The sequence below is a fragment of the Microcoleus vaginatus FACHB-2002 genome, assembly GCF_040004035.1.
GTDB lineage: Bacteria > Cyanobacteriota > Cyanobacteriia > Cyanobacteriales > Microcoleaceae > Microcoleus > Microcoleus vaginatus_C.
Genome location: NZ_JAMPLN010000002.1, coordinates 172,714 through 187,094 on the forward strand (window position 1 = coordinate 172,714; position 14,381 = coordinate 187,094).

Here is a 14,381-nt window from a genome sequence, read left to right on the forward strand (position 1 = left end):
CTTCCTGCTTCCTTTTTCCTTCTTCCTGCTTATTTTTTCTTCATGTATGGTTCACTCAATCAGGCAGCAAAGCCTTGATTTGATTAACAAACTCTTGATGGTCTACCACAGGTTTAGAGATGTAACCGTCGGCACCGCTTTGATCCAGAAATGTTTCTCTATCACCAGCCATCGCGTGAGCAGTCACCAAAATAATCGGCAGCGAGGCCGTTTGCGGGTCAGCTTTGAGCAGTTGAGTAATCTTAATGCCGTCAACAGATTTGCCCTGGTACACGCTGCGCGAAAGAGACACATCCATTAAAATCAAATCAGCTTCGCCGTTGGCAGCAATCTGCATCACCTCTTCAACATTTTCCGTGTGTTTCACGGCTAAGCCCCCCCGCTTAGTCAGAATTTTGGAAAAAACCCGAGCATTAACCAAATCGTCCTCTACAATCAGAACGGTTTTCATAAATAAATATGGGAAGTATAGAAACTTTGTGACTTTAGTCCAAAGAGGAACACGACACGGGGAGTACATTCCCCGTCAAAAATGCAGAGTTTTTAGCGCCATTAGCCGGGAACCCTGCAAAACCCGTATGTATATCCTTGAGCCACTAGCTGTGAGAGGGTTTACAGATGCCTAGAAGCATCCAGTACCATCATTTAGACTACTACACACAGACAGTTTAGTTGTTTTTTATAACTAGACCTGGCACTGGTGAGAGTCTCAAGATTCTCCGGTAGCAGGTTTCTAGTACAATCCAGGACGCATGGACGACGCCTCGAAACCGGGTTTTTGCTCATTTTGGCGGGCTATAACGAACTATTGCTATGAAAAAACCCGGTTTCTGACTACCCGTGCGTCCTGGACTTATAGTATCCTCTCTTTCGGTTAAGCCTCCGGCTTCTACCATTTTAGATTTTAGATTTTAGATTTTATATGGGAACTGATTGACTGGATATCAGTTTGGAGCACGGGCCTACAGTTGCATTATTTTTGGAACTGGTATTAGAATCGGGAATGTGGGATAATTATTTCCTTCCTCGCGTCGCCACAGCAGTCGAAGTAGCGAATCTAGCGGGGATTGTTGGAGATTCCTAATTCTCAGTTTTAACCCATCAAAACGGCTTAAAATATCGACGCTTTCTTTGCTCAAGCGGATGCCAGACTAGGAGATATCGCCAGGAAAGCTCTTGAATGATGAATTCATCGATATCGGCATTTTTGACACTTTCAGCGAGGGGAGCATCTGATAATTTGTACAAACACTTCTTCTGGCTCCTTCCTTCTGACTCTTTCCTCCTGGCTCCTGTCTCCTGCCTCCAATTTTGGGCTTGGGTGCTTTCATTGAGATTCTCCCTCAGCGAGTCACGGCCACGCTCTATTGTTGAATAAGCCCAAAACTTGGACTTTACTCATAGTCCAGTCGCCTCTACACGATCAGAACAAGTACCACTACCAGGGGTATTCCAATTGCCCTTACTTTTCTTTTTTAATAGTTTCGGAGTCCATCACGCTTGCCAAAATACGGTAAGCTCGATCGTCTACCATTGCTGCTTGATCCACGCTACGACTGTACTGAGACCAGATCAATCTGGGGTTTCTCCTGAATAGAATATTTCTTCGTGTAGATGGTTATTCCTAATTGCAATTAAATTCTATCATAGATTGACGGGGACTCAAGTCCCTCGTGATGCTTTCCTAGGAAGAGCTACAGCCTCACTACGTTCTGAGTTTCTGGCATTCCGTGTTCTCTCTGTGAATCAACCTTCTCACGGCAGAAGGTAAATAGACAGGTAGGCGCAAATGAAGGCAACATAGAGGTTAGGGTAAGAGTGGAGAGTAAGAGGCAAGTGTTGCCCGTCTTCGGGACTCTGATTCTGCTTTCACAAGTTAAGTTTATTTTTATTCTTCAACTGGGCGGTTGGGTCGAACTTTCGGTTCGCCTGCGGCAAAGGCTTTTAAATCGAGACAGGGAACCTCGGCATTATTGACAGAGGCTGTTTTCACTCAGGAATTAACGGACACAAGGACTCATGGCTAAACAACTCAACCTACTTTCCGGGCAAGTAATTTCTACGCCTCTGCACGCCGAGATGCAGCAATCGTACCTCGAATATGCCATGAGTGTGATCGTCGGGCGAGCTTTGCCTGATGTCCGCGACGGTTTAAAACCAGTTCACCGTCGAATTTTATATGCGATGCACGAACTCGGTCTGACGCCAGACCGACCTTACCGTAAGTGCGCCCGGGTAGTTGGAGATGTTTTGGGAAAATATCATCCCCACGGCGACCAATCGGTTTACGACGCTCTGGTACGCATGGTTCAGGAGTTTTCGAGCCGCTATCCTTTACTGGCGGGTCACGGCAATTTCGGTTCGGTGGACAACGATCCGGCGGCTGCTATGCGCTATACGGAAACTAGGCTGGCACCGATCGCCCACGAAGCTATGCTAACCCAAGTCGGCGAGGCAACTGTTGATTTTACTGGTAACTTTGACAGTTCGCAGCAGGAACCGACGGCGCTGCCTGCTCAGTTGCCGTTTTTGTTACTCAACGGCTGTGCTGGCATTGCTGTGGGGATGGCAACTAATATCCCGCCGCACAATTTGGGGGAGGTGGTAGACGGTTTAATTGCTTTGATTGAAAACCCGGAACTATCCGACGAGAAGTTGATAGAACTGATTCCGGGCCCGGATTTTCCAACTGGAGGGGAAATCGTCGCTACAGAGGGCATTGTTGACGCCTACACTAAGGGTCGAGGCAGCATTGCGGTCAGGGGTGTGGCAGGGGTGGAAGAGGTGCCTGGTAATCGCAAGGTGCGTACTAAAACGGCGATCGTGGTGACGGAGTTTCCGTTTCAGGTAAATAAGGCGGCTTGGATTGAAAAGGTGGCGGAGTTGGTCAATGCTGGCCGCCTCGACGGTATTTCTGATTTGCGTGACGAGAGCGATCGCGAAGGGATTCGAGTTGTGATTGAACTCAAGCGGGAATTTACCCCAGAAGCGGTTCTCGCTCGCCTTTACCAACAAACTGACCTGCAAACCAATTTTGGGGCGATTTTGCTGGCAATTGTTAACGGTCAACCGCGACAGTTGACGCTCAGACAATTGTTGCAGGAATTTCTGGATTTCCGGGAAGTGACTCTTACCCGCCGCTACAATTACGAGTTGCAAGCTGCAGAACGCCGCTGTCATATTGTCCAAGGCTTAATGTTGGCTTTGACAAATCTCGATACAGCGATCGACATTCTCAGAAATTCTCCTGACGGCTCTACTGCTAAGCAAACTTTGCAAGTTCGCCTCAATTTGAGCGAAAGTCAAGCGGATGCGATTTTGGCGATGCCTATGCGTAGGCTGACGGGTTTGGAAAGGCAAAATTTGCAGTCTGAGTTTGATGAGTTGATGGCTAATATTCAAGAATTGCAGCGGTTGTTGAGCGACAGACGCGAACTTTTGAAGGCTTTAAAGAAGGAATTTCGATCGCTCAAACGCAAGTACGCCGACCCCCGCCGCACTAAATTCGCCAATGGAACTGCACGCGCAGCAAACGCCGAATCACAATTTTCTGGTAAGAAAAATGCTGGGGTGAAGCAATTGTCGCCAGCAACGATTCAGCCGAACTTATTGCCCGTTCTAGAGGCAGAGGAAACTATTGTTGAATTTTCGCACAAGCAGTACGTGCGGCGCTTGCCAACTGGGGAAAAGCCACGCTCGAAAAGTCGCGAAAAATCGGTTTCAGCTTTAGAAAAAAATGAAGATTTTATTGTGACGGCAAATCTGACGAAAACCGATCGCACTTTGGTCGTCTTAACTCCTAACGGCAAAGCTTACCCGCTGAAAGTGGCCGATATTCCTAGTAGTAGCGCCAAAGACCGGGGAACGCCGATCGTTAGTTTGTTGTCGCCGAGTGCTACTAAAGACAGTGCCGATCGCGCTTTGTCGGAAATCACAGTTGCACACTTTATTTTGCCGGAAAATTCGGAAGCCGCAGATTTAGTAACTCTGACTCAGCAAGGAAAAATTAAGCGCTTGGCGATGCAGGAATTTGCTGATTTGACTAATCGTGGCGTTACTGTTGTTAAACTCAAGGAGGACGATCGGCTGCGCTGTGCGAGTCTGGCTAAAGTCGGCGAGCAAGTGGCGATCGCAACTTCAGGAGGCCGAGTCCTCCGGTTTGAGATTGATGACGAACAACTGCCACCAATGGGCCGCGCGGCCCAGGGATCTCAAGTAACCAGGTTGCGGAAGCAGGAACAGTTGGTGGGCTGCATCACTCTCGACCCGAACGACAGTCTGGTGCTATTTTCCGAGTTGGGTTGGGCAAAACGAATGCCTGCAGGTTCTGTCAGACTTACTAACCGCGGCGAAATTGGCACTCAAGCTTTTCGTTTCTCAGAGCCTAAAGATGCTTTAGTTGGCTTGCTGCAGGCTGTTCCGGGTACGGATGTCAAACTTTTTACTAATTCTGGCCGCCTGCTGCGATCGGCTATGGATGCTATAGCTTTTTGGGGGAAAGATGCTGCGGGCGATCGAGTTTTTGACCTGAATCCAGGTGAAAGAATCATCAAAGTTATCAGCAGTCAATAGTCATTGGGCATTGGGCATTGGGCATTGGGCATTGGGCACTGGGCATTGGGCATTAATCTGATTTGTGACCTCTGACTTCTGACTTCAACATCCATCCGTTAAATCATTTAAATCCCGTATACTGCTGGTTGCCGAACTTCCTCCTTCCTTGAATACCCCAATTACCAATGCCCCATGCCCCATACCCCATACCCAATCTAAAATCTCAAATCTAAAATTGTTTGATGGCGAAAGTTGTATTAGAAAATATCTACAAAAGTTTTCCTCTCCGCCAAGGAGAACAGGAAAAAGAAGCAAACACCGTCGCAGAAAGTGTCTCGCCTGCGGCCGATCGCCCTTCGTCTAACAGCGTTTTGCGGCGCATTAACCTGACGGTCGAAGACGGGGAATTCATGGTGCTGGTGGGGCCTTCGGGCTGCGGAAAAAGCACTTTGCTGCGCTCGATCGCCGGTTTAGAAGTTTTGACTGCCGGTAATATTTGGGTTGGCGATCTGCTGGTTAACGATTTGCCTCCTAAAGACCGAGATATCGCTATGGTATTTCAAAATTATGCTCTCTATCCTCACTTAACAGTTTACGATAATCTCGCCTTTGGATTGCGTCGCTCGGAAAGGGAGAAAGCAGAAGGAAGAAGGAAGAAGGAAGAAGGAAGAGGGAAGAAGGAAGAAGGAAGAAGGGGGAAGATACAAGGAGAAGAAGGAAGCATCCAGAAGATAGAAAAAATTAGGAATAAGGTAGAAGAGGTTATTAATGATTTAGCTTCTAATTATTCTAAAGATCCTCTAAGTTATCCTTTGTTTGAGGACTTTTTAGGAGGAGCGACTCGCAAGTTGCCTCCGGGTTTGCGCTATTTGTCGGAACGGGAAAAGGCTGTAGGGAAACGAGTGCGGGAGGTAGCTGAATTATTGCAAATAGAATCTCTTTTAAATCGCTTGCCAAAACAACTTTCGGGAGGGCAAAAGCAGCGCGTAGCTTTGGGTAGGGCGATGGCTAGAAATCCGGAAGTTTTTTTGATGGACGAACCGCTATCGAATCTGGATGCGAAATTGAGGGCGGAAACTCGATCGCAAATTGTGCAGTTGCAGCGACAGTTGGGAACTACAACTATTTATGTAACTCACGACCAAACTGAGGCAATGACTATGGGCGATCGGATTGCTATTATGAAGGTCGGCCAGATTCAGCAAGTAGCTCGACCTCTAGAGCTTTACAACAAGCCGGCTAATCTGTTTGTTGCTGAGTTTATCGGTTCTCCGCCGATGAATTTCTTGTTGGTGGAATTTAGTGCTCCACTGTTGATTTCTCACCCGCAATTTCGCTTTACTTTACCCGATATTTGGGCAAAAAGTCTACAACAATATGACGGGCGAGGGCTAATTTTGGGCATTCGGCCGGAACATCTGAGCATTAACCCTCCGGCTACCAAAAATCTTTCGGTACAAGTGGAAATTGTAGAGGCTTTGGGACACGAAACTTATTTGGGGGTTTGTTTGACGGATGCTCCGGCGGTGCGGATGCAAGTGCGGGTTCCTCCTGAGCGCTCGATCCGAGTTGGCGAGGAGCTTTGGTTGGCCATCGCCCATGACAAAATTCACTTGTTCGACCCTGATACCGAGTTGGCTATTTTTCCTGTTAGGTAAAATCATCAAGGTCGAGCGACCGTTATGACCGATATCACTAATCACAAGCTTGCATTTTGATCAAGGAATGTTATATTTATTCACATAAGCCTTACACAAGTTAACGAAAGGAGTTCGCACTATGCAAGAACAAAAACGCAACGCTTGGAACTGGGGCTTCAGCGAAGGTGCCGAAAATTGGAACGGTCGTTTCGCTATGATTGGTTTTTCTGCCGCTGTCATCATCGAATTGGTTTCCGGTCAAGGCCTGCTTCACTTTTGGGGCTTGATGTAATTTTCTAGTTAAGACTTTTGTGACACTGCAAAGCTTGGGAGTTCGGTAACGGACTCCCTAAATTTTGGCAGCGCGATTTGGGCAGCAAATAGCCACTTGCTCCGGGCAGTTAGCAGCACAGAATTTAACAGCTATAGCCCAAACCGGGGCGGGGGGTCTCCCCCCCAAAAAAAAGAGTGCGAATCACTCTTTTGGGTGATGCTAGCAAATTACTCTAGCGGATATATTCTTTTAAGATGCTGTTGCGGTTGGGATGGCGCAACTTCCGCAGGGCTTTAGCCTCGATTTGGCGAATCCGCTCACGAGTGACGTTAAAGATTTGACCAATTTCCTCCAAGGTCTTCATCCGTCCGTCATCTAAGCCGTAACGCAGCCGCAGTACATCCCGTTCTCGGGGGCTGAGAGTATCCAAAACGCTTTCCAAGTCTTCCCTGAGCAAGTTTTTCGAGACTTGATCTTCTGGCGTTTCCCCGTCAGATTCAATAAAATCTCCCAGACGTGAGTCTTCCTCTTTGCCGATCGGAGTTTCTAGAGAGATGGGCAACTGTGCGGACTTAGCAATGAACCGCAACTTCTCGATCGTCATCTCCATGCGGGTAGCAATTTCTTCTTCCGTAGGCTTGCGACCCATTTCCTGAGACAGGAGCTTGGTAGTTTTCTTGATCCGCGAGATGGTTTCGTAAAGGTGAACGGGTAGGCGGATAGTGCGGGATTGGTCGGCGATTGCCCGGGTAATGGCTTGACGTATCCACCAAGTTGCGTAGGTAGAAAACTTGTAGCCTTTTTCGTGATCGAATTTTTCAGCGGCCCGGATCAGACCCAAAGAGCCTTCCTGAATCAAATCTTGGAAAGACAAACCGCGATTCATGTATTTTTTGGCGATCGACACCACCAAACGCAGGTTTGATTGCACCATTTTTTCCTTTGCCCGACGGCCGACGTGGAGTCGGTGACGGAATGCAGGAAGTGCCATATCTACAGCATTAGCCCATTCGCTGTCTTTAGGTTCGCGGTTATACTCTTCGAGCAGTTGTTCTCGAACTCGCTCTAATTCCAGCAAATCTGCAATCTTGCGTGCTAGTTCAATCTCTTCGTCAGCTCGCAGCAGTCGAATCCGACCGATTTCTTGCAGGTAAAGACGAATAGAGTCTTCAGTATAATGCTTTTTCTTTGCCTGTGCCCGACGGCGGGCTTTGGCGCCTTTGCCAGATTTAGGATCTTCCTCCGATTGAGAGTCTAAGAATTCTTCTCGATCGTCTTCTTCGTCGATAAAGAGTTCTAACTCGTTCTCAGGTAGAACGCTTTCGGCGCTGCGAAGCAACTCGATTGTTTCCATTTCCGGTGTAATTGTGGTTTCGAGTACGGTGTTAGCTGGGATCATGCCGTCTTCCTCATGCTCCTGAATTAAAGAATAAATAACAGTGGAATAGTGTCTGTTTGTAGTTTAGACAAGTTAGCCAGTATTGACATTCCCGCAGGAAGAAATAGTGGGATTTTTGGTCTGCTAGCTGAATTTGTTACCGAAACTGCACCTGTTTTATGAGTCACGGTTCGAGTTCTGGTTTGAAGCAGTCAGCGCATTCTATCGATCGCAGATTTTAACATCGCGACCTTAAATTGAGCTAGCGGCTTTTTCTTTCGGAGCGAGTTACCACATCATCTGCAATACCTTGCCCAGAGAAGCAAACCATGAAGTGCGATCGATCGCACTTCCAAAAATACTGGCTTTTTTACTCGGTACTTCGAGCTTTTACCCGTACAAGTTTTCCCGCACGGAACCCTCTAACTTTTGTATTGGAGGTGTCGAACTTTTGATTCGCCTTGCTTTCACTCTGGTTGTCAGACATGACAGTTGCACGGCAAGTTTTCGCCACCTTCGATGCCGGTCTGCTGCCTCAAATGCAACAGCAGAGGGTTGAAGCACCAAACGGGGAGAATCGGATCTTGCAAAGACCTTCCCGATTGTAGCCTTTCTCACAAAAAATGGAAGTTGTTTTCCATTGTTGGTCAAGAACTAGGAAAACTCTGTCAGCTTAGCTTGACAATACTAACTCATGTCCGGCTCTGCTAAATCCTGAGAACGGCCCGCAAAAACTTTGGCACGATCGAACGGCCCTGTTTTCTGCGTATATCTGGGTGAACGGCTGCGGCGTAGTTGGCCAGACAGTTAGCAGACAATTTTTGAGTTGCCCAAATTGGAACCAATACAATCCGTGTAGATACACCCATCATTACCCTGTTTCCCTGAATTGAATCATACGCAATCTGCGATTGAATAAAGCTCGTAGCTTTAGTTTTAAGTCGGTAACTCTGGATTAGAGACCGACTCTGACCCCCAATGAAGCGTTGCGGGTTGAGTAGTGCAACAGGGGCTTTCATTGTTAAGTTAGCTCAAATCTCAGAAATTGGGTTTAATTTTTACGTTAAATCACATTAAGTTCTTAACGTCACATTCTTATTTAAGCAGTTCGACACGAGTTTGTCGCGTCAATGGCAAAAACCACCAGGATAAATTCTACTGAGAGTTAACCCGCCGCGCAACTCTCGGCTGCGGATTTCTCTAATTTTTTTTTGCTTTCGGTTCGCACTTGCGCGATCGCACACTCTCACAAACAACACAATTCGCCATCTCCCGGAAGTATAACTTCACGATTCCTTTAAATATATCGTGACCGTGTGAAGATCCGATAAAGCCCCTCAATCAATTTTAGGTAGCATTCCCGAATTGTCTTGACAATTTCAAGCAGACGAAACAAAAGCCACAGCGGGCGTTGCTGCAACAGTCGGCCGACGATAACTCTGCCAGGGAAGAAAAAATTACCCAGTTAGCGATGTGCTTGTTATTGTTAGAGAAGGCATGAGCTGCAGGATGCACTTAAAGCAATCGAACGGTAGGACGTTGGTGCAATGCTCAAAATTTTGTTATTATTTACAGCGTGTCATCAGAAAGCACAGAGCCTTGCTTTATCCTCTACTCTGGTTTAAATTATGTGGCTTGACCTTTAGGGGATGAAGCTATCAAGAAAAATTTCAGATCCGTGTCTATACAGACAACCCAAAGAAGGTTTATTAGAAAGAATTCACCTTCTTGAGAGAAAGATTTAGTAATTAATCTGGCTGATATTACGATCTCTTTATAGCGCCTGTTTGTAGTCAGGACTTCAGTTTTTTGTATATTTGTGAATAAGCACTAAAGTCCTGACTGCGAACTTAATTTAACCGCGAGACAAATTACTGCTGATTCCGCAGGCGAGGGTTCACAAACTCGTTTAATCCTTCCCCCACCAAAGACAGTCCCACCACCATTAAAGTCATCGCCAAACCGGGAAACAAAGCCGTCCACCAAATGCCAGTAGGTAGCGCATCTAAAGCTAAACGCAAGTCGTGTCCCCATTCAGGAGTTGCTTCGGGAAGCCCTAATCCGAGAAATCCCAAACCTCCTAATGTTAAAATTGCATCGGCAGCGTTGAGCGCAAACAGCACAGGTACGCTCTGAATCACATTTAGAAACAGGTAGCGCGAAAGCACTGTCCAAGTGTCAGCCCCCATTGCTCGCGCGGCTTCAACAAACAATTCGGTTTTGACGCTGACGGTGTGATTCCTGACGACGCGGTAGTATTGAGGGATGTAGGAAATGCTCAGGGCGATCGCAGCATTCAAAACTCCTTTTCCCACTACAAACGCTAGCGTCAAAGAAAGCAGCAGCCCCGGCAAAGTATAAATTGTATCCATTAAAAATAACAACACTCGATCGAGCTTACCGCCCAAATAACCGCTAACCAAACCCAGCGGCACACCTATAAACAAACTCAAAGCAGTGGCTAAAATTACCACTTGCCAAGCCGCGCGAGAAGCAAACAGCGTGCGGGAAAAAACATCGTAGCCGCTGCGGCTAGTACCAAACCAATAATTCGCCGACGGTGGTTCGTGGATGGGGTTAATCAAAGCCTCGGTAGGATTTTGCAGCCATCCCCAAGCTTGCATAGCTGGAGACAAGATGGCTACCAATACAAACACGGCAGTTATTGTCAAACCTGCCCACATCATTTTCATTGACAGGCTTGAGGGCGAGGCACTGTTGAGAAATCGCGGCAGTCGGAGGCGGCTTTGAGCCATAATGACGATCGACCTATATAAGACTTTTCGATTTTAGTAGCACTCAGGCGAAAAAACCCGGAACAGTCAAAAATCCTCTTTCTCATTCGCCAAACACTCGCGACAAACCGGGTTTTTTCGCGCGATGGGGCTAAAAAAAAATCGGTTTCTTCCCTGCACGGGACTGGCGCGCAGGGGAGAAACCGGGTTTTTGGCAGGTGGGACGCAAGTCGAGTTTAGGTTAAATCTCTCTTGGCGAACCTCAAATCTAAAATCGATGGAATTCCTACAAATTACTGGCAATTAACTCGCGGTACTGGCTTTTCGGCTTAACTCCTTTGAGCTCAGCCACCAAATCTTTGTCTTTGAAATACTGAATCGTCGGCGTACCAATCACGCCTGCATTTTCAGCAATTTCTGGATCTTCTTCGATGTCAATTTCCACGTAGTGGATTTTGCCCTCGAACTCATCTACTACTTTGCTCAAAATCGGCTTGAGGCTGTGGCAAGGCCCACAACTCGGAGAGGCATATTTAACCACAATCAGTCGATCGCTATCGTGGAACAACTTCCGCAAAGCATAACCTCCTTCGTGGCGCGTGTCTTGGATATCAAAGTTCGCGCTGGTTTTGCGTACTTTTTGAGCTTCCGGCGCTGCGACGGGTTGCTCGGATTCCTCGGTTTGGCGGAATTCCTGAGCTAAACCATTGGACGACAACCACCTTTCTGCCAGCATCGCCCCCATACAACCGCTACCGGCGGCGGTGATGGCTTGGCGAAACTCGTGGTCTTGCACGTCGCCGACGGCGTAAACTCCATCAACGCTGGTTTCTACCGAACCGTGTTTGGTAACGATATAGCCTACTTCGTCGAGTTCTAACTGACCTTGGAACAGTTGAGTGTTGGGGGTGTGACCGATCGCGTAAAACAATCCTTTCACCAGCAAATCGCTTTCGGCGCCGGTCTCGATATTTCTAATTCTCACCCCGTCCATTTTGCCGCCCGCTTCGCCCAAGATATCCACTGCTTCGGTGTTCCAGTGCACGGTAATTTTGGGATTGCTCAGCACTCGGTCTTGCATGGCTTTGCTGGCGCGCATTTGATCGCGCCGCACCAGCATATGTACGTGAGAGCCGTATTTTGTCAAATAAATAGATTCTTCCGCTGCTGTGTCGCCTGCGCCGATTACAGCTAAGTCTACTCCTTTAAAAATTGGGGTAGCGCCGTCGCAAATCGCACAGGCCGAAATGCCGTGACTCCAAAATACGTGTTCGCTAGGCAGCCCCAGCCTTTTCGCCGTCGCGCCTGTAGCGATTACTATCGTGTGGGTTTTTATTTCTCGGTCTTCCGATCGCACTGTAAACGGACGCTTGGTCAAATCCACCGAAATTACATCTTCTGTGTATAATTCGGCACCCCAGCGCACTGCTTGAGCTTTCATCCGATCCATCAGTTGCGGCCCGGTGATGCCTTCGGGAAAGCCGGGGAAGTTTTCTACCTCTGTTGTGGTCATCAATTGACCGCCGGGGACGCCTCCGGCTTGGTAGCCTTCAAAGACTATGGGTTTCAGATTTGCCCGACCTGCGTAGATTGCTGCTGTGTAGCCTGCAGGGCCTGAGCCGATAATTACTAGGTTTTCTACGGTTTCGTTGGTCATAGTTATTTACTTAAACTCATAACGACTTCGTTTTACTAATTCTAGCAGAGTTCGATCGAGTTTGGTTGGATGCCATTGTGCGATCGAGCATCTGTATCTATTGTTGAGGGTCGATCGGTCTTAGGGGCAATTCCAACTTGTTTTATAAGCAAAAACAATCTAAAAGTTGATTTAGTTTTAAATGTTCGATCTATTTTGAGTCCTCAATTCTTAAGAAAATCTAAAGACAACTCAAATTATTGACTTCATTCTCAATTATTTTACCTATTTACTTGCTTTGAGGCTTGTGGTACGATTTTCACAATCCAGGGGCATTATGACTAATTTAAATTTTTGACGCTGAAAGCTTTTTAAATCGTAAAATTAACGAGCTCTGCAAATGTAACAAGTACAATTGTTTATGCAAAATTCGCATTTGATGGTTTAAGAATTGTAACGGAGATTGGGGTCAGTTTGACAAAGTACATGATTTGTGGTATGGAAGGTGCGATCGGGGGGAAATTTAGAAGGAAATTTTTAACCGATTCGGAAGCACAGGCGGGACGCCCGTGCCACGATTAACATAGCATTTGGTATTTGTGCCTGAATGGATAAAATCAAGATATTGTTTGTGTGCAGTCAGAATAAGTGGAGGAGTTTGACTGCCGAGAAAATATGCCAAAAAGTTAGCGGCTACAGTGTGCGATCGGCAGGAACGGAAAAAGGTGCAAGAATTAGAGTAACTGAGGGTCTTGTCGGTTGGGCAGATTTGATATTTGTGATGGAGAAGAAGCATGGCGATCGACTTCGCAGCAAATTTCCCGAAAGTCTCGAAGGCAAGAAAGTTATTTGTCTGCAAATCCCGGACAATTACCAATATATGGAACCGGAGTTAGTGGAGCTTTTGCAGGCAAAACTGAACCCCTATATGGAAATGCCAGAGAACGAGATAAATTTTATGCAGCGAGTTTTGGAACCGGAAGTGATGGATTCCTTGGAAGAGGCGATCGAATACGATTCGATGGACTTTACTGAGGTTAATGCTGCTTTTGCTCAAAGTGCTGCGGCGTTGGGACCGGTTTTTGGAAACGTTTTGGATGCGGGGACGGGTACTGCGAGAATTCCGATCGCCCTTTGTCAACTCCGGCCAGCATGGAAATTGACTGGCATCGATTTGTCGGCAAATATGCTGAAAGTCGGGGCCCAAAATGTGGAAAAGGCGGGCGTGCGATCGCAAATTAGTCTCGAATTAATCGATGCTAAAGCCATGCCTTACCCTGACAGTTATTTTGACATGGTGATTTCCAACAGCATTATCCACCATTTGCCCGATCCGCTGCCGTTTTTGCAGGAAGTCAAGCGGGTGTTGAAGCCGCAGGGAGCAATTTTTTTGCGGGATTTGCTGCGGCCGGAAAAAGCGGAAATCAGGGATAATTTAGTCAATCTGTATGCGGGAGATTGCAACGCGCATCAGAAACAGTTATTCAGCGATTCGTTGCAAGCAGCATTTACGCTGGATGAAGTTGAGGAGATGATCCAAAATGCCGGGTTGGATGGGTTGAGGATTTATGAATCTTCAGACAGACACTGGACGGCAGAACGTGCTTGGTGCGAGTCTTTTTAGGCACGGGACGATCGCCCGATAAAATTTTATAGGCAGTATTGCACACCTTCAAGCTAAATTCTTGTCCAAATCCGACCAATTGCGAAACCGACCCACGACGCTTTTATTGTCAATTGGGAAGCAGGCGAACAATAACCTAGGAATTTAGACGCTGGTGGTAAGGCATAATCGATTCATGCTCCTTTCCAAAATTGTCTAATCAATTTATGGTTTAGTCAAGATGTTTAAGCATTTTATCGAAAAAATGTGCGATCGAGGTTATGCCGAAAAAGCCCGTTCCGCGACCAGAAAATGAAGAGTCGCATTTGAAGAAGCTCAGGGAAGAACTGGAGATGAGTCAGGAAGATTTGGCGCGAGAGCTTGGCGTTTCGTCGCAAACCATCAGTCGTTGGGAGTTGGGGAAGAACGTACCCACGTTCACCGTCAAGCAGATGAAAGCTTTGGAGAAATTGCTGGCTAGCATCGGCAGGTCGATCGGCGACTTGCCAGATAATCTGTAATGGAAACCATTAAACAAGCCCACGGATAGATCCGTGGATC

Annotated in this window: 11 protein-coding genes; 6 read left to right on the top strand and 5 right to left on the bottom strand. The window is 47.1% G+C overall.

Annotated features, from left to right (window positions below; genetic code table 11):
- Positions 1-55 precede the first annotated feature (55 nt).
- Positions 56-451, bottom strand: a complete 396-nt coding sequence (locus NDI35_RS02335; protein ID WP_445311321.1) for a response regulator — start codon at positions 449-451, stop codon at positions 56-58.
- 1,568 nt (positions 452-2,019) lie between these two features.
- Between NDI35_RS02335 and gyrA the strand changes: the two genes are divergently transcribed.
- From gyrA to NDI35_RS02350, 3 genes are all read left to right on the top strand, one after another.
- The gene (gene gyrA / locus NDI35_RS02340) at positions 2,020-4,572 is read left to right on the top strand and encodes a DNA topoisomerase (ATP-hydrolyzing) subunit A (protein WP_445311322.1); all 2,553 of its coding nucleotides are present in this window, start codon (positions 2,020-2,022) and stop codon (positions 4,570-4,572) included.
- Positions 4,573-4,796: 224 nt separating this feature from the next.
- The gene (locus NDI35_RS02345) at positions 4,797-6,212 is read left to right on the top strand and encodes an ABC transporter ATP-binding protein (RefSeq protein ID WP_445311323.1); all 1,416 of its coding nucleotides are present in this window, start codon (positions 4,797-4,799) and stop codon (positions 6,210-6,212) included.
- A 121-nt stretch (positions 6,213-6,333) separates the two neighbouring features.
- On the top strand, positions 6,334-6,486 hold the full coding sequence (locus NDI35_RS02350; protein WP_445311324.1) for a CAB/ELIP/HLIP family chlorophyll-binding protein: 153 nt from the start codon (positions 6,334-6,336) through the stop codon (positions 6,484-6,486).
- Positions 6,487-6,700: 214 nt separating this feature from the next.
- Here NDI35_RS02350 and rpoD read toward each other — a convergent pair whose 3' ends face one another.
- On the bottom strand, positions 6,701-7,867 hold the full coding sequence (gene rpoD, locus NDI35_RS02355) for an RNA polymerase sigma factor RpoD (protein ID WP_445311325.1): 1,167 nt from the start codon (positions 7,865-7,867) through the stop codon (positions 6,701-6,703).
- 289 nt (positions 7,868-8,156) lie between these two features.
- Between rpoD and NDI35_RS02360 the strand changes: the two genes are divergently transcribed.
- Positions 8,157-8,405: a hypothetical protein gene (locus NDI35_RS02360; protein WP_445311326.1), complete on the top strand. Its 249-nt coding sequence runs from the start codon at positions 8,157-8,159 to the stop codon at positions 8,403-8,405.
- 148 nt (positions 8,406-8,553) lie between these two features.
- Here NDI35_RS02360 and NDI35_RS02365 read toward each other — a convergent pair whose 3' ends face one another.
- The 3 genes from NDI35_RS02365 to trxB form a co-directional block, all read right to left on the bottom strand.
- Positions 8,554-8,715 (bottom strand): hypothetical protein, encoded by a 162-nt coding sequence (locus NDI35_RS02365; protein ID WP_445311327.1) that lies wholly within the window; start codon positions 8,713-8,715, stop codon positions 8,554-8,556.
- Positions 8,716-9,717: 1,002 nt separating this feature from the next.
- Positions 9,718-10,602 carry an ABC transporter permease gene (locus tag NDI35_RS02370; RefSeq protein ID WP_190660478.1) on the bottom strand — a complete coding sequence of 295 codons (885 nt, stop codon included), beginning with the start codon at positions 10,600-10,602 and terminating at the stop codon, positions 9,718-9,720.
- Positions 10,603-10,867: 265 nt separating this feature from the next.
- Positions 10,868-12,238 (bottom strand): thioredoxin-disulfide reductase, encoded by a 1,371-nt coding sequence (gene trxB / locus NDI35_RS02375; RefSeq protein ID WP_445311328.1) that lies wholly within the window; start codon positions 12,236-12,238, stop codon positions 10,868-10,870.
- A 586-nt stretch (positions 12,239-12,824) separates the two neighbouring features.
- Between trxB and NDI35_RS02380 the strand changes: the two genes are divergently transcribed.
- Positions 12,825-13,841: a methyltransferase domain-containing protein gene (locus NDI35_RS02380; protein WP_445311329.1), complete on the top strand. Its 1,017-nt coding sequence runs from the start codon at positions 12,825-12,827 to the stop codon at positions 13,839-13,841.
- Positions 13,842-14,101: 260 nt separating this feature from the next.
- Positions 14,102-14,341, top strand: coding sequence for a helix-turn-helix transcriptional regulator (locus NDI35_RS02385; protein ID WP_190735342.1), 240 nt, complete (start codon positions 14,102-14,104; stop codon positions 14,339-14,341).
- The last annotated feature ends 40 nt before the right edge of the window (positions 14,342-14,381 follow it).